The sequence below is a fragment of the Paenibacillus sp. J22FR21 genome, from assembly GCF_056269135.1.
Genome location: NZ_JBWDNJ010000001.1, coordinates 896387 through 919090, shown reverse-complemented (window position 1 = coordinate 919090; position 22704 = coordinate 896387). Strand labels below are relative to the sequence as shown.

Annotated in this window: 16 protein-coding genes; all 16 read right to left on the bottom strand. The window is 51.3% G+C overall.

What is annotated here, in order from left to right:
- Window positions 1-438: 438 nt before the first annotated feature.
- The 16 genes from AC0YNS_RS04620 to AC0YNS_RS04545 all read right to left on the bottom strand — a co-directional run bounded on the left by AC0YNS_RS04620 (window position 439) and on the right by AC0YNS_RS04545 (window position 22547).
- Complete coding sequence (locus AC0YNS_RS04620; RefSeq protein ID WP_475779833.1) at window positions 439-1449, bottom strand: zinc-dependent alcohol dehydrogenase; 1011 nt, start codon at window positions 1447-1449, stop codon at window positions 439-441.
- Window positions 1446-2465, bottom strand: coding sequence for an ROK family protein (locus AC0YNS_RS04615; RefSeq protein WP_475779832.1), 1020 nt, complete (start codon window positions 2463-2465; stop codon window positions 1446-1448). Before AC0YNS_RS04615 ends, AC0YNS_RS04620 begins: the two co-directional genes overlap by 4 nt.
- Window positions 2458-3630 carry an N-acetylglucosamine-6-phosphate deacetylase gene (gene nagA / locus AC0YNS_RS04610; protein ID WP_475779831.1) on the bottom strand — a complete coding sequence of 391 codons (1173 nt, stop codon included), beginning with the start codon at window positions 3628-3630 and terminating at the stop codon, window positions 2458-2460. Before nagA ends, AC0YNS_RS04615 begins: the two co-directional genes overlap by 8 nt.
- 93 nt (window positions 3631-3723) lie before the next feature.
- The gene (locus tag AC0YNS_RS04605; protein ID WP_475779830.1) at window positions 3724-4521 is read right to left on the bottom strand and encodes a creatininase family protein; all 798 of its coding nucleotides are present in this window, start codon (window positions 4519-4521) and stop codon (window positions 3724-3726) included.
- 18 nt (window positions 4522-4539) lie between these two features.
- The gene (locus AC0YNS_RS04600) at window positions 4540-5376 is read right to left on the bottom strand and encodes a sugar phosphate isomerase/epimerase family protein (RefSeq protein ID WP_475779829.1); all 837 of its coding nucleotides are present in this window, start codon (window positions 5374-5376) and stop codon (window positions 4540-4542) included.
- The gene (locus AC0YNS_RS04595; protein WP_475780105.1) at window positions 5377-6540 is read right to left on the bottom strand and encodes a dihydrodipicolinate synthase family protein; all 1164 of its coding nucleotides are present in this window, start codon (window positions 6538-6540) and stop codon (window positions 5377-5379) included.
- A 24-nt stretch (window positions 6541-6564) separates the two neighbouring features.
- Window positions 6565-7719 (bottom strand): Gfo/Idh/MocA family protein, encoded by a 1155-nt coding sequence (locus AC0YNS_RS04590; protein ID WP_475779828.1) that lies wholly within the window; start codon window positions 7717-7719, stop codon window positions 6565-6567.
- Window positions 7720-7804: 85 nt separating this feature from the next.
- A complete protein-coding gene (locus AC0YNS_RS04585) occupies window positions 7805-9922 on the bottom strand; it encodes a right-handed parallel beta-helix repeat-containing protein (RefSeq protein ID WP_475779827.1) in 2118 nt (705 codons plus the stop codon).
- A 189-nt stretch (window positions 9923-10111) separates the two neighbouring features.
- Window positions 10112-11554: a hypothetical protein gene (locus AC0YNS_RS04580; protein ID WP_475779826.1), complete on the bottom strand. Its 1443-nt coding sequence runs from the start codon at window positions 11552-11554 to the stop codon at window positions 10112-10114.
- A gap of 208 nt (window positions 11555-11762) precedes the next feature.
- Window positions 11763-13778 (bottom strand): family 20 glycosylhydrolase, encoded by a 2016-nt coding sequence (locus AC0YNS_RS04575; RefSeq protein WP_475779825.1) that lies wholly within the window; start codon window positions 13776-13778, stop codon window positions 11763-11765.
- Window positions 13779-13809: 31 nt separating this feature from the next.
- Window positions 13810-17574, bottom strand: coding sequence for a beta-galactosidase trimerization domain-containing protein (locus tag AC0YNS_RS04570; protein ID WP_475779824.1), 3765 nt, complete (start codon window positions 17572-17574; stop codon window positions 13810-13812).
- Between the two features lie 47 nt (window positions 17575-17621).
- Window positions 17622-18461 (bottom strand): hypothetical protein, encoded by an 840-nt coding sequence (locus AC0YNS_RS04565; protein ID WP_475779823.1) that lies wholly within the window; start codon window positions 18459-18461, stop codon window positions 17622-17624.
- Window positions 18462-18463: 2 nt separating this feature from the next.
- Window positions 18464-18775, bottom strand: a complete 312-nt coding sequence (locus AC0YNS_RS04560) for a hypothetical protein (protein WP_475779822.1) — start codon at window positions 18773-18775, stop codon at window positions 18464-18466.
- Between the two features lie 18 nt (window positions 18776-18793).
- Window positions 18794-19921 carry a carbohydrate kinase family protein gene (locus AC0YNS_RS04555; RefSeq protein ID WP_475779821.1) on the bottom strand — a complete coding sequence of 376 codons (1128 nt, stop codon included), beginning with the start codon at window positions 19919-19921 and terminating at the stop codon, window positions 18794-18796.
- Window positions 19918-20817 carry a sugar phosphate isomerase family gene (locus AC0YNS_RS04550; RefSeq protein ID WP_475779820.1) on the bottom strand — a complete coding sequence of 300 codons (900 nt, stop codon included), beginning with the start codon at window positions 20815-20817 and terminating at the stop codon, window positions 19918-19920. Before AC0YNS_RS04550 ends, AC0YNS_RS04555 begins: the two co-directional genes overlap by 4 nt.
- An 86-nt stretch (window positions 20818-20903) precedes the next feature.
- The gene (locus AC0YNS_RS04545) at window positions 20904-22547 is read right to left on the bottom strand and encodes an extracellular solute-binding protein (RefSeq protein WP_475779819.1); all 1644 of its coding nucleotides are present in this window, start codon (window positions 22545-22547) and stop codon (window positions 20904-20906) included.
- Between the last annotated feature and the right edge of the window lie 157 nt (window positions 22548-22704).

The following is a 22704-nucleotide window of genomic DNA, read 5'->3' as shown; positions in this document are numbered from 1 at the left end:
AGTCGATTCCAATAATTGGAGTTTCTTGTTTTGCAGACCCTGATAACTGTCAGCCTAACCACCAATTGTAAGTTGCAGTGCACCTAAAAATGGCGGCCAAATTGGCGCCATTTTTTACTACGTTGAATCAAGTAAGTTTATTTAGAACGAATTATGCAGCATTTGATCATCAACCAACTGCGGTACCAGTAAATTCGGAAAAGTTTACCGAAGATCTACGTGGATTATATAAAAGGTGTTTAAGAACAGCGGGACCCAGTGGGCTCTCTATATTTACTTATAACTTTAATTTCCACATATCTGAATATTATCATCTCATTATGTGTGTCGCTAACAAATTAAGGAAATCCAATACGTCTCGCTATTACTGAATGCCTAATAAGCTCAAATTCATATGTCACCGCCTCCATATATGAGGCGGTGATTGCATCCATATAATCAATCACGCCAGTCCAATAAGACTCCTAGCGCCTGATCCTTGCTATTCAACAAAAGCTCATACCCTTGCTTAGCTTGTGAACTCGGCAGCTTATGCGTGATGAATGGCTCCACGACCAGCTCACCGGTTTCGATAAGCTGCAGCATTTCGCGATAAAGCGTACCTGACGACGGAAGCCCGTCGATATCTTTCACAGAGGCATGTGCCCCGATTAAGCTGACGCCTTTGCGATGAATATGGTCGTACACATTCATCGTGACCAATCCGCGCGTAGATCCTAGCAAAATAACCTGTCCGTGTACCCTGCACAGTTCGAGCGCCGAGTTGACCAGTGCCGGAACCCCTGTTGCCTCGACGACGATATCAGGATCTTTGCCGCCTGTAATCTGATGAATCGCTTCCCGAAGATCCGCCCCCGACTGCACGGCCTGCTGCACATTCGTTCTTCGAGCTAACTCAAGTCGCTCCGCTACTACATCGACCCCGATGGGAATAGCTCCCTGCCCCGCATACAGCTGCGCCGCTAAATTACCGACCAGCCCCATGCCAAGCACAACGACATAATCACCTTCTCTAATTCGTGACTGCAGAACCGAAGTCATCGAGATTTCGGCAATTCTGGCAAACAAGGCAAGCTTGGGGTCCACGCCGTCCGAAAGCTTAACGATCTCTTCATCCGTGGCTTCAAACACACCATAACTCGCATGATGCCCCACCGTAAAAACACGATCGCCCACCTCGAATCCACTCCCGGCACCGGCGACAACCACTTCCCCCACAGCAGCATATCCCGGATAAAAAGGAAATTTCGCGAAGCGATTCCGCGGATTATCGATATCGATATGAGTGCCCGTATACAGCGCAAGCTCTGTCCCGGGACTAATTAAGCTATATGTGGTTTTGACCACGACCTGATTATCTTCCACTGCCGCAAGATCAAGGTCTCCTACTTCATATTCAAGCGCATAAGGGCCGGGAAACACCAGCTTCGTAACACCCAATTGAGTCATGTTTCGCATTCCTTCCTTTCTGCGCGGCAATGCTGCCGTGCAAACGACACGGCACCGATTAATCCAGCGGAATCGCCTAATTTGGCCTTGAGAATAGCCGGTTTCTTCGCATTGACGTAGCGTTCATAAATTTTGTCTCTGATCGGTGCAAGCAGCAACTCACCTGCTTCGGCAACGCCGCCTCCAATGATGACGGCGTCCGGATTCAGTAAACATACGGCTGTCAGCAATTTGGAGCCAAGCACCTCGCCAACGTATCGGAAGATTCCTTGCGCAACAACATCGCCTTCCGTAGCGGCAGTGTAGACATCAAATGCAGTAGGTTCTCGGTTTAGTGAACGCAACGAGGTACGTACGTCATCACGTTCAACCGCCTCTCGCGCCATACGAGAAATTCCTTTCGCGGAGACGATGCTCTCCACACAGCCCTGCCGCCCGCAAATACAGACGCCAACTGCCCCATCCACCGGATCATGTCCGATTTCCCCGGCAAAATGATCCCCGCCCATAACGATACGTCCATCAGCAAATATAGCCGCCGCGATGCCGGTACCTACTGTCAAGCAAAGCACGTTTCGATAGCCATACCCGGCACCTGCGATGACTTCGCCAAGCGCATAGATTCTCACATCATTGTCGATACACACAGGAACCCCCAAACGACTGCTCATCTGTTCTGCGAATGGCACGCCAAACCAGCCCAGATTAGATGCCGCCTCTGCCCTGCCACGAACAGGGTCAACGATGCCCGGAACTCCCATGCCGCATATCGCCAAGCCATCCGAACAATCGGCTTCTTTCGCCAGCAGGAAGATTTCATCCCGAAGCAAATCGAAGAAAGTTGCAGGGAGATCCGTCGATTTCGGCAAATGTGGCAGCAGGGTTGGGATCGACTTCTTCTTCAGCAATTGCCGTGAATGATCGAAAATACCAATAACGGTGTTGGTGCCGCCGATATCTACGCCCACATACGCTTGTTTCAAAGCTACCGCTCCCGCATCCGCCGCATCAGTCATCCGTCTCCCTCCGATAGACCGATTTTCCACGAACATAGGTAGCTACGATATCCAGATTCTGATCCAGCAAGAGGAAATCCGCATCTTTTCCCGGCTCAAGCGATCCTTTAGAAGCAGCAACGCCTGCTTGACGTGCGGGCACGGCTGTCATCGAGGGCAACAGCTTCTCTAGCGGATAACCAGTGAACCGAATTGCATTGCGCAGGGCATGTATCATTGTTAGCGAGCTCCCAGCCAAACTAGAGCCGTCCTTCAACAAGATCTGACCCCCACGCATCGTAACGTCGCCGTAATCTCCATCAGCGAGTCCCGCGCAGGAGACGGCATCCGTAATCATACACACATGATCCGGGCCTTTCGTATCGAACAAGAGTTTAACTACAGCAGGATGAACATGAATGCCATCGCAAATCAGCTCCGTCGTCAGTTCATCCATCATCAGTCCTGCCCCGGCTAAACCAGGCTCGCGATGATGTAACGGACTCATCCCATTAAAGTGATGCGTCGTATGGCGAAGCCCGCAGCTAACTGCCTCACCTACCTGCTCGTAGGTTGCATTCGAGTGTCCTGCCGAGACGGTAATGCCAAGACTCGCCAGCTGCTTCACCGCTTCAAGTCCTCCGTTCACCTCAGGCGCTAGGGTAACCAACTTAATCTGATGTTCAGCTGCATCGAGTAACCGTTCAATCTCCAACCCATTAGGCTCACGGATATCCGCTTTACTTTGTGCCCCTCGCCTCTTCTCATCAATATAGGGCCCTTCCAGATGGATACCGATCAGCTCAGCCCCCGAGACACCTTCGCGAATAGCAGCCGCGATATTCCGTAATGCAAATTCAATTCGTTCAAGCGGAGCGGTGGTTGTCGTCGCCAGGAACGAGGTCGTCCCGTTCGCCGCATGGAATCGACTGATTCCGTCCAACTGCTCATATTCCCCGCTCATCACACTGCAGCCGTTTCCGCCATGGATATGTACATCTACAAAGCCGGGAATAAGCAGCAAGCCACTCACGTCTTGCATCAACACATCAGATTCCGCATTCATTTCAAATCCGCCAATAGCGGATAGTAGGCCATGTTCATCTACGATTACTTTGCCTTGCTCCACGATGCCATTAGGTGTATAAACAGAGGCGCCAACAAAACATACGGCTTGCGCTGCCATCGCTTCATCCCCTTTCGCCCCCAGGTCCAATCCGGACAGCCGGGCGTGTTAATGCCCAGCTTCATCTCCATGATTCCATCATGTGCGACTTCCTTAGATTGCGCCAAGCAGACGGTTATGCCGTTCTGCTGCAAACTTGACCAAACCAGCGACCTGTCGATTGAACCGAAGCTCGCCTTCTTCCGCTGTAGCATCCGAATACAGCATCGAACCGCCGATACCAAGATGCTCCCGAGCATGCCCCAGATTCGCCGTCATGTTGACTCTGTCCTTGTTCAAGTGCAGCATCATACTCGTTTCAATGCCTGCCGCATGATCACTGGCACGGCGCGGATCATCCGCATCCATGAGCAAATAATCCATCGTAAAACAGACCGGCTCCACGCCTTCGGGAGATTTGCAATGGTAGCATACTTCATCGAGTACATTTTGCTGAATGGAGGGGTTGTGACCGGATACGAGCACGATGAGCTTAAAGCCCCGATTCAAGTAGTTTCGACATGCGTTAAGTAACAACGCGGAGAATAGTGCTGTATCGATCGCATAGAACGAACCCGGCAGCTGGTAGCCTGCAGTCGCGTCCATCCCATAGCCGATTCCAAACCCAGCATCCCAATAAGCATCCGCTGCAAAATGAATCGTAGGCATCACGACGCCACCTGCCCGCTTCGCCGCTTCCAAGCATAAATGCTCGGCTTTGAGCGAATCGACGCCAAGCGGATTATGTCGCCCATGCCATTCCAACGTGCCGAGCGGCTGATAGGCAACAGGGAACTGCTTCTGAATAGACAGCAGCTCCCCCGGACGTAAGTAGATCGCCCTTACTTCATCAGGGATCGGTTCATATGGAATTTCGCTACGTACTTTATCCGCGTCATAATAGGTTCTCATGGACATTACCTCCGATCATTACACATGCTCCAAGTAACGATTCTTGATTAAGGCAAGCGACTCATCGCCATCTAAATCCCAGATCGCCTTGTTGAAAATCTCCACCTCGATCGGGCCATTATAACCTGCCGCTTCAACGGCTGCCCTTATGCGCCGCAGATCGATGACCCCATCCCCCATCATCCCCCGCCCCATTAGGAGGTCGGGAATCGGCACAATCCAATCGGACACATGGTAGCCGACAATTCTACCGGCGGCTCTTGCAATCTGTTCATATAAAGCCGGATCCCACCACACATGAAAAACATCGACGACAACGCCGACTTGATCCGGTCTGTACCTCTCGGCGATATCGTTCGCCTGCGACAACAGATTGATCACCGAACGCTCAGCAGCATACATCGGATGAAGCGGCTCAATGCCAAGCTTTATCCCGTGTGATTCCGCATAGGGGACCAACTCGGCGATCCCTTCCTCCACCATGAGCCTGGCCGCGGCAATATCTTTATCCGGGGCTGGGCCGCAGACAAGGACAAGGACATCCGTTCCAAGCTCAGCCGCTTCTTCGACCGCACGCCGATTATCCTCCATCCGCTGCCGGCGTTCTTCTGAAGTAGCTGCCGGAAACATGCCGCCTCGGCATAAACTCGAAACATGAAGTCCGGCATTGCGAATCAGCCGCTTGGCTTCGGTTAATCCGGTCTGTGCTAATTTATGCCGCCACAGCGCAATCGATGGAATGTGAGCACGTACGCATGCCTCCACGGCCTCTGGCAGCGACAATCGATCTGTCGTAATTTGATTCAAGCTCAGTCGCTTGAAGGTTGTCAGTTGTTCCAAGCCAGTCACTCCCATCTACGTTATGCCTGCCAGTGCAAGTACTTGCTTCATGCGATGAACTGCCAGCTCCGGCTTCGCAAGCAGTCCTGCTTGATCAGCTAACGCGAACAGCTCCGAAAGATGAATGATAGACCTGGCACCTTCCGCACCGCCCAGCATTCGGAAATGAGATTGATGTCCGTTCAGATACGCCATAAACACAATGCCTGTCTTATACGCATAAGTCGGACGCTGGAATATATGCCGGGATAACGGAACAGTCGGATCGAACAACGCATGATACTGCGCAATATCCCCTTGATCCAGCGCATGAATCGCAGCTGCGGCTACCGGCGCAATCGCATCGAATATGCCGAGCAATGCGTGGCTATACCCTTGCTCATCGCCAAGAATCAACTCGGGATAATTGAAATCATCGCCCGTGTACATACGAACACCGCTTGGCAGCTTACGCCGCATCCGCACTTCTTTATCCGCATTGAGCAGCGATATCTTAATGCCATCCACCTTATCTTGATGCGCATCGATGATGCGAAGACAGACGTCCATCGCTGCGTCAACATCGCGCTCTCCCCAATAACCGGCCAGCGCGGGATCGAACATGTCGCCGAGCCAGTGTAGAATAACCGGGCGAGAAACTTGGCGCAATATCGTGCCGTACACCCGCTCGTAATCTTCCGGCGACTTCGCAGCGGCAGCCAGTGCCCGGCTTGCCATCAGAATGACTTGCCCGCCTCGACTCTCGATATATTCGCATTGTTCTTCATAGGCGCGTATGACCTGATCAATCGTAACTTGCGGTCCGGGCATCAGCTGGTCTGTTCCGGCACCGCATGCGATTTTCCCCTGCACCGAACTTGCTTCCTTCAAGGAAATTCCGATCAGCTCTTTGGCGCGAAGCCAATCAAGCCCCATTCCCCGCTGGGCCGTGTCCATCGCTTCCGCTACGCCAAGGCCGAGCGACCACAGGTGATGGCGATACGCCATCGTGGTCTGCCAATCAATGGCTGCACCAAGCAGCGGCTCCGCTTCGGCAAAAGGATCACAGACGACATGCACGGCGGAGAAGGCAATCCGCCCCAGCAAAGGGACGGAAGGTGAGGCAATCGGCGCTGATCCTGCAAGCTTGTAATCATATAACTCGCCGCCGGCACGAGGCAATCTGATCGTTTTTCCCATCATTGTCATCGTAGATCGCACCTCCTACAGCTGCAAAGCCGGAACGTCAACCCAGCGGCGCTCCGCCCAAGATTGCAGTCCAAGCTCCGCCATCTGCGTACCTTTCGCGCCTTCGAACAGATCCCATCGGAATGGCATCTCGTCGTCAACGACATGCTTCAGGAATAGCTCCCACTGCACCTTGAAGCCGTTCTCGAACACTAGATTGTCCGGTACCTCCTGCCACTGCTGCGTGAACTGGAACGGATTTGGGATGTCCGGATTCCACACCGGTTTCGGCGTATTCACGCGATGCTGTACCTTACAGTCCCTAAGTCCGGCTACGGCACTGCCTTCCGTTCCGTCCACCTGTATCGTAAGCAAGTCATCACGATCTACCCGCACCGCCCAAGAGGAATTCGCCTGTACGACGATGCCATTCTCGAGAAGGAATGTCGCATACGCTGCATCATCGGCGGTGCAGGCATAACGCTCACCTTGCTCATCCACCCGCTGCGGGATGTGAGTCGCTCCAAGACACGAAACCGCTTTCACTTCCCCGAATAAATTGTCTAGCACATAACGCCAATGCGCGAACATATCGACGATTATACCGCCGCCATCCTCCTTGCGATAATTCCACGATGGACGTTGCCCGGCCTGCCAATCTCCCTCAAATACCCAATAACCGAATTCCATCCGTACGGACAGGATCTGGCCAAAATATCCCGAATCTACGAGCCGCTTCAGCTTCAATAAGCCTGGCAGAAACAATTTATCCTGCACAACGCCGTTCTTGACACCGGCTTCTCTCGCTAAGCGCGCTAACGCAAGCGATTGTTCAAGGCTGTCCGCCGTCGGTTTCTCGCAATAGATATGTTTGCCTGCCGTAATCGCCTGCTTAATGCTCTCAGCACGTCGATTCGTGGTCTGCGCATCGAAATAGATCGAATAACTCGAATCAGCCAAGCAAGCTTCCAAGTCCGTGCTCCACTTCGCAACACCGTGTTTCTGCGCTAACGCCTGCAGCTTATGCGCTTGCCGCCCGACCAGTATGGGATCAGGCATAATCGTATCCCCGTTCGCAAGCTGGATACCGCCTTGGTTCCGAATGGCAAGAATGGATCGGATCAAGTGTTGATTCGTGCCCATTCGTCCTGTAACGCCATTCATAATAATGCCGATGGTATGGGTAGTCATTTGGTAGTACCTCCGTTAAGTAGATGTTGGTTTAAGGTGAGATGGGGCGCCGGCAATCGACGCCCCGCTCCAGTCCATAAACGTGTTAATTTCCGCCGTTCTTCGCATACTCGAAAGCGCCGATATCGAGTATGCCCTTCTCCGGTCGCTTCTCGCTATTCTGATGCAGCACATATTGCTTCTCGATCAAATCATCATATTGCCCAGGCAATCCCGCTCCGGCATTAATGAGGGCAGAGCCTGCGCTGAGCTTGTAGTTCTGCCCGCTAAGCGAACCATCGATCCATCCCGGATTCGTTCCCGTCAACGTGCCTATGTTCTTAGCTGGCACACGAGACGGCTCATTGAAATCGTAAAAGTAGCCTGCCGTAAACCAGTTGTTGCGCAGCTCGATTGAACCATCATCATCCGTAATAACAATCGGTGCCGGATTAGCGCCGGCTTGATGGAAAACATTGTTGCGCGCATCCACATGTTTGCCCGGTGCATAGAACAGAACCGTCCGTTCGGTTCGACCCGGATCCTTCAATCCAGGCACGCCATCTTGTCCATAAACACGCTGCTGTCTGTACGTCACTACCGTGTTATTGAAGAAGTTCAACGTTCCATGACGATCCGGAACCGTTACGTTATCGCCGCCGAAGTTAATGATCTCATCGTCGCCCCACGTATCGAATAAGTGATCACGCTCGATCAGCACGTTGGCATAAACGAACGAGTTATTGTAGGTAGGATCGAATACGATGCGCGGTGAATCCTCGGCATCATCAAGCGCAATTTGCCTTCTGCCGCCTTCGATCCAGTTGTACCGCACAACCGTTCCGGCTCCGCGGTCCTTCAAGCCATACCCTTGTGAACCCGGCAGCAAATCGCCGTAATGATTATTCTCGTATACCGTGCCGATTGCCGCGATATAGCTGTTATGCTCAAACATTCTGCCGACGTTTCCGTTGCCATAGATGGAGTTTCCTTGGATGAGCAGATTATTCGAGGTATAGTCGATTACCGCTCCTTCCCATACATACATCGAGGATGTCCCGAATATGCCGTTTCCGTTGTCATGAATCTTATTGTTGCGAAGCGTGACGTGATCGCCGTTGTCGATCCAGATACCGGACGCATTGAATCCATAGCTGGCCAGGGCTCCGCTTGCGTTCACATACTTCTTAGTGGCGTGCGCGTTAAAGACTTCAAAATTCTCGAACGTCACATACTTCGCCGGCCTGCTGTCTTTGCCGATACGTACCAACGAGCGATTCGCATTCGGAACCGGATTCTGTGCTCTGAACACAGCGCCGTTACCGTCAATCTTCGGAAGTTCACCGTTTGGACCGGGAACGCCATGAATAATGATCGGCTGCTCCTTCGTCCCTTCTGCGAAAATACCTATTTTCTCTTTGTAAGGCGTTTCTCGGTAATACACATAAACAACATCGCCTGCTTTGAGCGTTTCCCATGCAAAATCATTGATGTTCTCGTAGGTTTTGCCCGGACCGATTTCGATTGTAGCCGGCGGCGCTTCATTCACGCCGGGCTGCTTCTTCGAGGAATCCGGCTCCCAGTTGTCGTATTTCACACGGCTTAGATCGAATTGAAACGTCAGCTTATCCGAGTCTGCTAAGCCTGCCAGATCGATCGGCTCCTTGTAGATCATCCAAGAGGTGCCGGCGTTTCCGGCCACTGAGAATGCCACGCATTTGGAGTCGTTGACCCCGCAATCCTTCGATTCAATCCCGTTAATGGAATAGGTATAGTACAGATCTTCTTCGCTGGCAAAGTTCTGAAAGTAAAACGGCTTATCCGCTTGATTGGAGTAGATGGACGTGCTGCCGAGGTTAATCTTGTCCACGTAAACGGCATCCTTGTCTGCCGGCCATCCACCTACCGCTTCACCATCGTCATTGAGCGAAGCCTCTGCGGGTACAAAAGCAATACTGCCCAGCTTGCCGTCTGCAACCAGCGTTTTGAATACAGAGACAGGTAGCTTGAACGTTTGAAATCCATCCTTCTGATCCACCTCGAATGCGAAGCTTTTTTCGGCGTCATAGACACCGCTTTCTGCATCGACGTTAAATAACGCCTTCAGCTTGAATGGCGCTGCCGCTCCGTCCGCTGAACGAACGCTGCCGATCATGAGCAGCGAAACCAACATGGAAGCCATAATCGTAATCAGTAAAGCCCTTCTGGGTAATTGATTAACCATTACTGCGAACCTCCTGAAATCGAAATTTGATTGTCACCTTTCCCATTGAACGTACCGTAGATTGACCTCGCAAACTACAGTAGCCTTTTGCGAACCTTCATCCTTCTTCGACTAGTTTAAAATCTGACCTGAATCATAAAAAAAGAGAAGAACCAACCGGTTCTCCTCCCCTGATCATGATGCGGATTTCTAATACTCGAAAGCCCCGATATCCAGTGTTCCGTTCACTGCGCGAGCCACGGATAATTGATGCTGCACATACTCGTTGCCGACCGGGTAAGCACTTGCGTTTGCATGCAATGAGGTGCCGGCATTAATAAGGGCAGACCCCGTAGTAGGACGCAAGTTGAGCGTCGAGAAATTCGTGAAGCCCGGTGACGTCCCCGTTATCGTGCCGGAATGAGTCACCGTTCCGCCCGTACCTGCAGCGATATTCGTATAGCCGGTGTTAATCCAGTTGTTGTACAGATTTGCCGTTCCTGTCTGGTCGATGATGCGAAGCGAGGACGTCGAAACGCTCTTATAGTACACGTTGTTGCGCACATCCGCTGTTTCACTGCTCGTAGATAACCGCAGCATGGTAGAATTGGTAGTCCGATTCGAAATAATGGTGTTGTTGTACAGATACAGCGTTCCTTTGCGGTATAGTGACGTTGTGCCGTTATCTCCGCCATAATGGATGAATTGCGGGTTACGAGTATCATTGGGCTTAATAAGTACATTGCCATAGACGAATGTCTTATTGTAACTGGCATCGCTTGTTATGGCAGTCGCATCATCGCCCTCCACCAAGTCAATCTGACGATTGCCGCCCTCGATCCAGTTGTAACGAACGACCGTACCTGCTGAACGGTCCTTCAGATTGTTTCCCGTGCAGCCGCTGCATAGATCGCCTAAACGGTTGTACTGGAACGTGATGCCAATCGCAGCCGTGTAGATGTTATGCTCGTAGACGCTGCCGCTGTTGCCATTGCCGTAGATATAGTTCTTCTCGACAAGGATATTCCGCGAAACGCCGGCGTCTGAGCTCGCAACGAACAATCCGTTACCGCCATCAGTGATAATATTGTTGCGGAAGGTTAGGTTCTCGCCGTACTCGACGAAGATCGGTGAAGCTGCTTTGACATAAGCTACAGATGTGCCGGCATTATTGGTGTAGTTGTAGCCTAATTTAGCACCGCGAATTTCTAAATTCTCGATCGTGATGTATTTCGGCAGGTTGCCTGTTGATGGATCGGAAGCACTGCCTGCGAATCTGGCGCCGCCGATCTTGATGACCGAACGGTTATCGTTCCAGAAATCAAGCGCCGAGCGTGTCGTTGCACCGTTTCCGTCGATAACCGGCCGTACGCCGCTGGCGTTCGGTATACCGGTTACTGTAATTGGAGCTGTTGACGAACCCATTCTGGAGATGACGATCTTCTCTTTGTAAGGCGTTGATCTCCAGTAAATTTTGACTGTGTCGCCTGCGACCAGGGATTCCCACGGAACATCCCCGATATTGGTATATGTTTTGCCAGGGCCAACCTCGTAGATCGTAGCAGCATAAGCTTTCTTGATCTGGGGCGTGAAGCTGAATACCCCCATGACGAGCGACAATGCAAAAAGCACAACCAACGATTTTCTTCTCATCCTCTTCCTCCTTGTTTGGTTTGTTCACCGGGTCATGACTGCGCCTTGGATGTACCCGCCTGCCCTTTGGGGCGTATTACAGGATGCAATTCGGCTGTTCTTCACCTCCGCGTATTTCAGAATGTCCATACTATAGAAAAAAACCGACGAAATGCCTATCGTCGGTTTTTTATGTCTCTCATCGTTTTCATGCTTTCCAACAATGTGACTAATTGGATGCCAAATTCGCCTCTCCGAGGATACGAATGGGTTCCGGAACCTGTGCCTTCGACGCATCAGCAAGATCGGGAACTTGATTGATGGCTCGAACCCAGATGTTTCCGGATACCGGATTATCGACCAACAACCTAACCGCAGTAATCGTTTTGTCCGTGAATGGATTGGTGATCAGCCATTTATAATAGGTTTCTTCGCCGATCTGCACCGGTAAAGAGGTGAAAGCTGCTTCATACAGAATCGCATCCACGCTATACTGAGCCGCTGTGTGAATGCTGCCTTTGGACAGCTTTCGATCCCAGAACCGATCCTTATTGGAGATATTGAAGCCATACGTAATCGGTACGCTAATCCGCGCTCCATCCTCGTACTCAAGCACGTACTCGCCTATTCGATATTCCTTATTGTCTAGATAGATGCCGTCAATGAATTGATGGTACTCACGAATATGATCGGTCGTATGAATAACCTCCACATACGAAGTTCCGGCACTTGTTCCCGCTTCTCGAAGCGCCTCACGATACCTGTAGCGGTACAGCTCTTCAAAAGCAGAACTCGCTGTTTCCTCGTGCACCGTATCGTCGTACGAATCACGCCAGAACAGATAAGCTGCATAAGCCATCGAGAACAGCACGCCGTTACGCTGCAGATTCTCTTCCTTCAAGGCACTCCAGTTGGAAATAATACCCCCGAGCGGTCCATCGCTAAGCCGAGTACTCCAGTCTGCAAAGGATGGCCCATCGAAGTTACCAAATACAACCGGCATCCCTCGCTCTATAAACGGTTGGTCGAAATGCCGCTCAATGCCCCAATACCAATGCATCATGATGATATCGCCCGGAACCAGATCAATCGCTTTGTACGTGGCAGGGATCGTTTCCCCCATATAGACGCCTGTTTCATAATCGACCATTCTTCGCTCGGAGCCGCCGTAGGTTTTGCCATCAGACGTAATGGCGTTCAGCAGCTTCTCGCTCCAAATCATCGTTTGTGCGCCGCGTTCTTGCAAGTAGGTATAGATGCGCTTAATGTCGTCGGCATATAGCTGCTCAGCCGGTTTGGTTGAGCATTTGTCGCATAATCCGATGGAGTACAGCTCATCATGTCCGATATGAACCGTCTTCGGTTCAAACACCTCCAGCACCTCGCTTAGCACATCAAACAGCAGCTCATAAGAGCGTTCGTCAGATGGACAATACGTATCCGGATAAGGATCGTTATGACGTTCGCGAATTTCGGGATGATTGATGAGCAAATAATCGCAATGGCTGAGACATGGCACTTCCGGTATGACGTCTAAGCAACGTTCTTTGCAATAATCGACGAGCTCACGAACTTGTTTCTGCGATAAGAAGCGGCCTCCGCCGTTCTCGGCATGGATTGAATTTTTGTACCAGGAGAAGGTCTTCTCCTGGATCACGATCGTTTTGCCGCTGTATTCGTACATTTCCTCGCAATAACGAACCCAGCCTTCGTTAATCTCAGGATGCTTCTTATATTCCATTGCCCCGCCGACTTCAATGACAACGGTATTGTATTTGAAGTGAACCAGCATGTCGACGAGTTTCTTGAAATATGCGATGCCATCCTCCGTTGGGAGATATACCTTCAGCCCTCTAATCGGACAGGTCGGAATGTTGTAGACGATGCCTTCATTGACGTAACCATGGCTCCGATCCACATACTTGGACAAGGTTACCGCTCCATACATCAAACCGCGTTCTTGCTCCGCGTAAACCGTAATTTCATCGGCTGCGAGATGTATCACGTAACCTTCTTCATGCTCTGCATACTCGCATTTCAGTTGTTCGCGGATGATCGCACGGACAGCTGCCGTCACGCCATACCGGAATGAGATCCGTTTATAGCACGTATCTTTCGTCTGCTTACTTGCAACGCTGCTCAGCATATCCTTCATGAATGGCGTTTCGCACTCGATGGCTGTATCCTTCGTGATCCAGTTCCCTGTCGTCTCCCAAGCTGCATGCGCCGTCAAATAATCGTTCATCTCTCAACCTCCGGATTCCGAGTTGAATGCCCTATACGATTGTCACTTCAAATTGGGTGGAAATACCAGTCGCTGTATCTTTCGCCGTCACGGTCCAAATTCCTGTGCGCGCGTTGTAAGGAACTGCGACCTCATGAACGTAATTGGTCCGCGCCAAACGAATATTATCGGAATACAGCCAATCTCTCGATCCGTCCGGCGCGCTAATATGAATGCTGATCACACTCTCAAAGTCTGGTTCTGCAAGTGGATTCGTTTCAAGTGCGAAGCTGATTTGTTCCGTTGCTCCGCGTTTCCATTCGCGATTGGCTGTCACGCCTAGGTCGGTAACTTGACAAGGCAGCAAGGAGAATAGCTTCGTATCGCCTTCGGCAAGCGAGAATTCTGCGTGATCTGTATAGCCTAAATAACGACGCTCTCGGATGTCGTAGACATGTGCATAGCTGGCAAACTGGAATCGAAGCAGCGAGGCCTCTACCTCCTCCTTCTTCCCGCCTCCAACCGCCAAACCATCATGACCCAGCGATTGCACGTCGCTTAGTTTGCGGAGCACGGCCACATACGCCGCGTTCCCATTCGTGTAATAGAAGCTCTCGCAGCCGGCATGAACGGCCTTGCCATCGACCTGCGTAAGCTCGGCTGACTTGATGGCTGCCGAAAGCCCCATCACGTGTCCGATCAGCTCACGAAGTGCCGAGCCTCCATTCGTTTGACGACGAAGCTTCGTATACTCCGCCAACGCGAGATTCAGATATACGGCTTTCCCCTCGCCGTATTGGCGAATGTTCACGGCTGCGATCTTCCGCATGAAGTCGTCGCGGAAAGCCGGCTGTCCATCTCTTGAACGGATACCGAATTCCGCAATCCGTACATCCTGAAACGAATCATCCGGTGTGAAGTAAGAGAAATCGGCATTCGGCACGAAGCCATCATTGTTATAGAACGGCTCCGCCTCAGTCGAAAGCCTCTCGATCCCAAACAGATCGTCAAGCTGTCCTTGTGCCAGTGGAGTACAATGCTTATCCATCAATCCCGTTTGGATATCCCCGATTATGACGCCGCCTTGCTGAACGAAACGAGTGATTTCGGCCGCCTCCGCTGCGCTAAGCGCGATGGAATAAGGCAGCACGAGAAGCTTGTAGTCCTTACTTAGCAGTTCACCGGCTTCGATCTGCTGCGCAGCCACAAACGAATATTGATAACCGCTATCTTCCAGCATGTCGATCCAGCCTTGACGGTTGCTTTCGAAACGAGCCCTGTCCGCCGCTATCGTTGTCCCGCGTACGGAGGCCATTGAATAATGAATGGCGATGCCGCAATGATCCCGCTCAGCCACATGAAGCAGCAGCTTGCCGATTCCCTCTTCACGAATTTCTTTGAACGGCACGCTGAGGTCCTTTGCACTATTACTGAGTGAATAGTCCGGGTTCAGCATGCTGAACTCCCAGAAAATATTGCATAACGTAAGCCCGTGATAGACGCCATGCCATACGCCATGCTTCGCAGTCGCGCCATCGACCCCATACCCGAACCAGCCGCCAATAATGGTTCCGGGCTTGGCGAAGGAACGGTGGAACTCGTATTGGTTACCGACGCCATAGGCTTCAAAATAACCAACATGCTGATGCAAGCGGTAATAATCATAACCGGAATAGGCCGTAGACGCTTGGCAGCCGGACATTCGAATGACGCCGCCTTCGTCTTCACTCTTCACGATGGAAGCGATTCGCCGGTAGGCTTCAATAAACGTATTCTCCATGAAACGGCGATGATCGGCCCACGGTGCATAGCTGGCTTGTCTTCTCGCTTCCTCGCGTGTAAGCGGATACGCCTCATTCCACGTGCTGTATGCGGTTCCCCAAGATAGGTTGAGCGCTTCGATGTCGCCTGCATATTCTTGCTTAAGCCACTCTCTCATCTCTCCTATGCAGTGAGAACAGAAGCAGAGGTCGAGCTCATCGGTGTAACAGGTGAGTGAGCCTTCGTCATTGGCGAAATAAGCAATGGGACCGAAGTGCTTGAACTGCGCGACCTTGCTGGTGATTTTATGCTGCAGCCCTTGCCAGAACGCCGGATCATTCAGACAAGGAATGCGAACGAGATATTGTTTATCTTTCGTCCGGTAATATTGTTCCTTCCTCTCCACATACGGTCCTCGATGATACCAGTACACGCCAAGGCCTTCTGCCCCTGACATTGTGAGTGTTTTGGAGCTGCCCGGGAACAAACCGGTAATGCCGATCTCATGATAACGTTCGCCGATTAGATCGAGAAAGTCGCCATGGCCCCGATTCTGCGGAGCTGTGAACACTTCGAAGTCCTCGATCTGTCTTTGATACGGCTTCACTACGATTTGCTCCGACGTCCAGCGCTGCACCAGATGATTACCGATTCTCACATCTGCTTGCACCGTAACATGCATCGATTTCATTGCCGCTGCGCGGAATTCCTGAGTCAACTGATCACTGCCGCTCTTAAATGCCGTCACCGATTGCTGCAGGATATTGCCATAATCATCTACGATTTGAACACTCAACTCACCGGCAGCTATCCCTTCCAGCTTGAGCATCACTTGCAGTTTTTCTCCCACTTGAAGTGACTGATTGCTAAGCGCAGTTTCAGTGATAAAGGTCTGAAGTGGTTGAGAGAGGCCGAATGTCGCAAAGTCTACTAACGCCTCCGCAGCATAAGCGTTCAATTCAACACGAAATTCGCCACCATTCGCGAGCTGCCTCGGCAATGGAAGCACACTGCCATCGCAATTCCCCTCTGCGACAATGTCATCATACGCATTCTTGATCGTATATTGGATACGATCCGGAGCCAAGGAACCGGAAGTCCGAACGTTCCATTCCTGTTCCTTGCGTACCGGAGGCTCTATTAAACAATCGGTCTCGCGCTGAGCAGCCCATAGCACGCTTCGGTAGACAAGCTCATAGAACGATTCCAGATAGGCAAACGTACAGCTGCTCTTCGCGCCAGCCCATCTGTCAATGACCGCGTCGTAGGTGGATTCCTTACCGGTGAACGCTTTATGCTGAGGCAGGATATCGCGCGGGTAGTAGCCGAACGCGACCACTCTGCCTTTGCCATAGCTCTTAACCGCAGCAATTGGCGATCCATCCGCAGCTTCAATTAACACCTCCCCGGCCGCTTGATAAGGATAATAAGCCAGCTCCTCGCAAGGCAACAGCTCAAGTGGAATTCCGCTAGTTATAAAGTGCGACTTTGCAGCTGTCCATCGGCCTGATTTCAACAAGTCAAATCTTACCTTCGGATAGCCTTCTCCGGCATTATTGTCGACAGCGAACCCTTCTTCGAATAGGTTCACTAGCGGCGACAGCGCTTCTAGCTCTGTGGACCTCAGCTTGTCCTCTCCATGGAAAGGACGCATTAACACGAGTCCCGCGCCAGCCTCTACGCGGCGAACAATCGCTTCTCTGGATGCCGCTGTGAAATGCGACCAGCCATTAACTGCCGGAATTACCAGCACATCAAAGTGCTGCTCTGAGGTCAACACCTTCTCTAAGTTGTCGAACATAATATGCTGATCATCGACCGATGCCCGAATATCGTAATAATCGCCGATTCCCCATTTGTTCAAATCCCAAGCTCTGTCGATCGTTACCGTCTCATACGCCACGCCGGTTCGGCGAATAAATTCGACGATCTCGCGGCCGTGTTTCACGCTTGGCACGAAGAACAGCTTCAACTTCTCGCCTGCATACGACTGCAATCGTTCTGAATATTCACCGCCAAAGCTCGTTTCGTAGGTGATGTCATACGTTTTCTCCACCTTCAAGCCGCCTCCTTCATCTACAATCGCGTTGATTGATGTCTACCTCACCGTCCATAGCGAAATAGCTGATCACATGGAAATGGAATTTCGTACATCCTGCTTAAGGTATCTGCCCGATTAAGAACACCAAGCCGGTATACCTCATCGACTTGGCTGATGTAATGTTTGAAGGCAAGCTCCACAACGACTTCTGGATGGTGGCGATAACCGCGCCGCTCCAAACTATGCTTGCTGATAAAAGCTTGGATTCGCGCCTCTTCCTCCTCCGTTGCGATCCCGCCATAAGGCTTATCCTCTTGAAAATAAAAGGCTGCCTGCGCCTCGCTGCCAAGCTCACTTGCCGTTCGCACCGCAGCCTCACGCACGATGAAGTGGTCGATATGCTCCTTGAATGCAATCGGGAATACCAGAGCCGTATCCGGAAGCATCGCCAACTGAGCTATTCGCTCAAGCATCCGGTCGTAAATCTCTTGATCTCGCTCATCGAAATCCTCGAACATCCCATGCGGAAACTCCATTTCGCTGCTTGCCAGCGCTTTGCCTCTAGTGAAGCATTCATATTCAGCAAGCAGCTCGTAGCCGTAACTGTATGGGCTGAGCAGCTCATCGATACAATTCAGATCTTCCAATAGCCGCTTACCGGTTGCCAGCTTGATGCGATCCAGACTTGCGTCGAAATTGCCGCTTCCGGTATGTGCCAAGTAATTGCTGCGCGAGAATACATTGATGATGCGGAAATTTTTCGTATGGAGGAGACCTCGCTCCTTCAGCTCCAGCACATAACCGCCCAGAAAGAATAGGAAATCATCGTAATGCGGAGAGATGACAATGATAGTCGGCTCAGGAATGACTTCCTCAATCGGGAGAATCTTCATCTTCGTCATGGTTAGTCCTCCAACAATCGATAGATTTCGGTATAGGCATCTTGAAAATAAGGCAGCTGCTGCTGGGCCAGCTCTTCATGACTCGTATCCTGCTCGAGGAAAGCGAGCGCTTGGTTAGCCGCTTCCAGGGTGTCGAATTCACACTCCCAGATCAATGTGTTTCCAGCTTCTCTGCCGCTATAAGGCAAATAGCGTTTACCCTTAGGAAACGCCGGATTCTCACGTTCGAGTTTGGCAAACTTGCTCTCAAGCGCCAGAAATTGTTCTCTGCTGACCGCGTGAAACCGCTGCACTAGTCGTACCTTCACCTTCATCGTGCTGCACTCTCCCTCTTATATTTGATCTGCACCAAGCATGTGCCGGAAAGCGGAAGTCATCGGAAGCTCATTCTTGATGGCAAAAGCGGAGAGCAGCTTCACATTCAGCTCAAGATAAATGGAATGTGGCGAAGTAACGGCCAGCGCCGCGATCAAAGTGCCAAGCTCAACCGCACTTTCGAGCGGTGTTTCAGCGAAATAGGTATCGTTGTACGCCTTGGTGAATGGTAAGCCACAGCTCAAGCCACTAATGACACCGCCAAGCAAAGCATCGCCAGCACCTGCTGTACTAACGGCCTCAACCTTAAGCGGAGGGGTATGCGTGATGCGGCCGTTCTCAAAGCTGTAACAGCCGGCTGCACCGTCCGTCATGATCATCTTTATCTCAGCATTGTGGCTGCTGAGTTGACACGCGCATATCGCTGCCAGTTGATAACCTCCGCACTCCACCTGCTCTTCGGGTTCAGTTAATTCGGCGATGCGGCGAGCTTCATCGCGATTAACGGAAAGCAGATCAGTGCGTACGAATCCGCCAAGCTGTTCGAACTCGGCCGTTTCGGAAGACAGCAAGGCTGCGACATTGAAACTCCCCCGTGCTCGGCCTCCTTCGAGTAGCGCGATGCGAGCGGCAAGCGGTACTTCAGGAGCGGCAAGCACAATTTCCGCCGGTCCGATTGGTGGAAGCTGCTCTAATGCGCAGTTGATATCTTGCGGCGTTACGCGCTCACTGGCACTATTCGAAGTCGTTATATTGCCGCCGGCCAAATCCGGATACTGAAAGCAAACACTGAATAGTGTTTTGGCATCTGAGAGGCTGTTCACGTAATCGGTGGACATCCCGGCAGCAAGCAACTGCTCTAGTAGTGCTTTTCCCTCTAGGTCGTTTCCAACTCTACCAATTGGATATAGCTCGAAACGGTCTTCGTCTATCTTTTGCTCGCTCAGTAAGACCGCCGGATAATGGCATATAATATGGAGCTTGCAGAAATCTTGATTATTCGTCAGCACGCCGAGGCGGCTCTCATTTCTGCCTAGGGTTTGATTTCCTTCAAGCTGAAACAAAATGCCTGAGCCGATTCCACCGGTTCCGATAAGGCGGCGATATCGATATTGGGTACCCGAGACGGGCCGAAGTGTACTCATACACGCACCCCGTTAAACTCCCATTCCGGATGTTCGGCAATGGGATGTGCAGCCGTTTCAAGTGTTGCTGTAATAAGCGCATCCGGATGAGATTGAAGCAAGGTCATCGGATACTCGACCGTTTCCCCTGAGAATAGGGCTACGCGGAGAGCGGTCTGCTTCCAAGCACCGGTATCACTGTAAATCCTTATTTTCTTAGCTGACAGGCACTCTTTCATGCCAAGGGTAATTGACATCGGCGGCACGAATTGATACGCGCCACCGAAGGTGCGCTGTGCAAGAGCTATAATCGTATCGAGGTTATTATCCTGTACCCGGATCTCTGAATTACGGAGCTGTTCCACCGTAATTGAGCTGTATGGATGCCTTCTTGCTTGGTTGTAAGCCAGATGGCCATCCTGACCCCAACCGCCAAGCGTCAGATCAATCGGAGCTTCAGCAATACGCGACTTGATTGTCTCCATCGCCGATGGAACCGGGAAATATCGCTGCGTTTGAGGAACGGCAAGCTCCGGCCGAACCCCGTCATAGAAATAGGTCTCCATGAAGCTTCTGAAGTTATAGGGGTCATTGCGGGAGAGCTGCTTCCCCTCCCAATCCAAGCACTCATCCATATGAAACACCGTCATATTCGCAAGCGAGATGCTCTCTTCATTAACGATCTTGACGAACGGTTCATACCAAGCCTTCGGTCCGCAAGGCACGATCGCTCGGAATGAACGCCTCTCTTCATTTGCCAGACGAATATCATCGGCAAATTCTCTGGCCATGATCGTTCCCATTTCAACTGAATCCCTGACCAATCGAAAAGGAATCCGACGCGCCTTGTGATCCATCAGCTCGTTAACCGGCACTTTGCACCATTCATATAGCTCTTGGTTCGATATCGGACACATTTGTATGTTCCTCCCTCAGTTAGTAACAGGCAGGAACCCTCGTCCTACACCGACAAGGGTTCCTGCATAGGGCTGCTTGTACGGACTTACTCCCAACCTGGCGTTACATGTTTCTCCGATAGAACTTTGTTCACATCATCGATCATTTCTTGACCGCCGTTGTCGAGATACTCCTTGACCGCAGCAGACCACTTCTCCATCTTCTCAGTGCCGACAATCATCCGTGTGACATGGTCATTAAAGGCTTGATCAAGTTCCGAGCCTTTCTCGTTTGCAACCGGCGAAGTGATATAATCCACCGGATTCTTGTAGAACTTTACTGACTTGAGCGTATCGACCGCACCCTGCACGAACTGCTTCGCCAGCGGATCTGTAAACGCGTTCTGCGGCTGTACCGCTTCTTCGTTTGGCGCCCAATAACGACCGATGAGGTAGCTCTTCGGACGTGAGTCTTGCTTATCCGGAAGATCGATCGGGATTCCGTCTTTGATCTCGTAGCCTTTGCCCAGACCCCCATTTTGCCAGTCAAAATCCGCATTATCCGCATTGCGCTGCTCCCAAGGAACGAATGTGCTCATATAGTCGAGCATGCCGAGAATACGATCCGCTTTGTCCGGTTGATCCTTTAGGTTGCCGTTTAGCATAATCATTTGGTAGAAGCCTTTGCCGGAAGCGATATAGCCGCTTTGTCCGTCCTCTTGTTCGAATGGAGGAATAACGGCCAGATTAGCAGTAGGCTGCAGCTCCCTTAAGGCAGTGAAACGCTTCTGGTTGAAATCATACGGCTGCTCGTAATACATCCCGTATTTGCCGGTGAAGAAATCGTTGCGCACGTCGCTTTGCTTTGCGACTGCCCAGTCTTTGGATAACGCGCCTTCTTTGTATAGATCCACGAGAAATTGAATCTCATCCTTGTGCTGGCTCGTAATCGTACCCGGAATGAGCTGACCTTTGTCATTCTTGTAGTACCATGCGCCGGAGTCCCACCCTACGCTCATCGCTGCGCCGTATAGCAGACCTGTTCCGACTGAGGAAATCCCCATTCCGAGCGTATCGTTCTTGCCGTTCTTATCCGGATCATCCTTCGTGAAGGCGATAAGTACATGCTTCAACTCTTCATAGTTTGTAGGCATCATGAGGCCGAGGTTGTCGAGCCAGTCTTGACGAATGACCGGACGTTTACCATATTTCTTAGGAAACCATCTCGGGATGGCATATACATTGCCGTCGACCGATACCGCATCCCAGATCTCTTGTGGAATTTGCGATAATGTCGGGTATCTCTTGATGACGTCATTGAGAGGCATGAACGCGCCTTGCGTCGCCCATCTCACGAAATTGGCGTCAGGTCCTTCTTGGCCGATCATATCCGGCAGGTCGCCCCCGGCCATCGTGACCGCCAGTTTATCCGGATATTCCTGCATGTAGATAAATTGAGGCTTGAAATCAATGTTGAACTTCTCATTGATTGCCGTAACCGCCGGACCTTCAGTAGCGGGGATCGCTGAATCCCAAAGTCCATCCATATACGAAACCGTGAACCTCTCCTTGGTTCCGGATGCAGGCTCATCGGCACCGGTGGTTGAAGGTGCATTGTCAGTGGTTGCCGTGCTGTTGTTCGAAGAATTCGTTGTGCTTTTCTGTGCGAGGTTATTTTCTCCTCTGCAGGCGCCAAGAGTTGTAGCTAGGGACATAACGAGAAGGACTATCAGTGACCTTCTACTCTTCACGCAATCTCCTCCGTTAGCTTGATTGGTTATGAAAGGCGCTTCCCCCTCACACCAAGCGTATAAGATGAGCGCCTTGATGAAAATCGACTGTTCTTTGACTGCTTCAACGATTTATTCGTTCAGGTGAAAAAAAGTGAAGTACCAATAAAATCGACCA

Coding starts and splice junctions, on each gene's coding strand:
- AC0YNS_RS04620 (WP_475779833.1), bottom strand. CDS start 1,449: ATGACTCAATTGGGTGTTACGAAGCTGGTGTTTCCCGGCCCTTATGCG.
- AC0YNS_RS04615 (WP_475779832.1), bottom strand. CDS start 2,465: ATGACTGATGCGGCGGATGCGGGAGCGGTAGCTTTGAAACAAGCGTAT.
- nagA (WP_475779831.1), bottom strand. CDS start 3,630: ATGGCAGCGCAAGCCGTATGTTTTGTTGGCGCCTCTGTTTATACACCT.
- AC0YNS_RS04605 (WP_475779830.1), bottom strand. CDS start 4,521: ATGAGAACCTATTATGACGCGGATAAAGTACGTAGCGAAATTCCATAT.
- AC0YNS_RS04600 (WP_475779829.1), bottom strand. CDS start 5,376: ATGGGAGTGACTGGCTTGGAACAACTGACAACCTTCAAGCGACTGAGC.
- AC0YNS_RS04595 (WP_475780105.1), bottom strand. CDS start 6,540: ATGGGAAAAACGATCAGATTGCCTCGTGCCGGCGGCGAGTTATATGAT.
- AC0YNS_RS04590 (WP_475779828.1), bottom strand. CDS start 7,719: ATGACTACCCATACCATCGGCATTATTATGAATGGCGTTACAGGACGA.
- AC0YNS_RS04585 (WP_475779827.1), bottom strand. CDS start 9,922: ATGGTTAATCAATTACCCAGAAGGGCTTTACTGATTACGATTATGGCT.
- AC0YNS_RS04580 (WP_475779826.1), bottom strand. CDS start 11,554: ATGAGAAGAAAATCGTTGGTTGTGCTTTTTGCATTGTCGCTCGTCATG.
- AC0YNS_RS04575 (WP_475779825.1), bottom strand. CDS start 13,778: ATGAACGATTATTTGACGGCGCATGCAGCTTGGGAGACGACAGGGAAC.
- AC0YNS_RS04565 (WP_475779823.1), bottom strand. CDS start 18,461: ATGACGAAGATGAAGATTCTCCCGATTGAGGAAGTCATTCCTGAGCCG.
- AC0YNS_RS04560 (WP_475779822.1), bottom strand. CDS start 18,775: ATGAAGGTGAAGGTACGACTAGTGCAGCGGTTTCACGCGGTCAGCAGA.
- AC0YNS_RS04555 (WP_475779821.1), bottom strand. CDS start 19,921: ATGAGTACACTTCGGCCCGTCTCGGGTACCCAATATCGATATCGCCGC.
- AC0YNS_RS04550 (WP_475779820.1), bottom strand. CDS start 20,817: ATGTGTCCGATATCGAACCAAGAGCTATATGAATGGTGCAAAGTGCCG.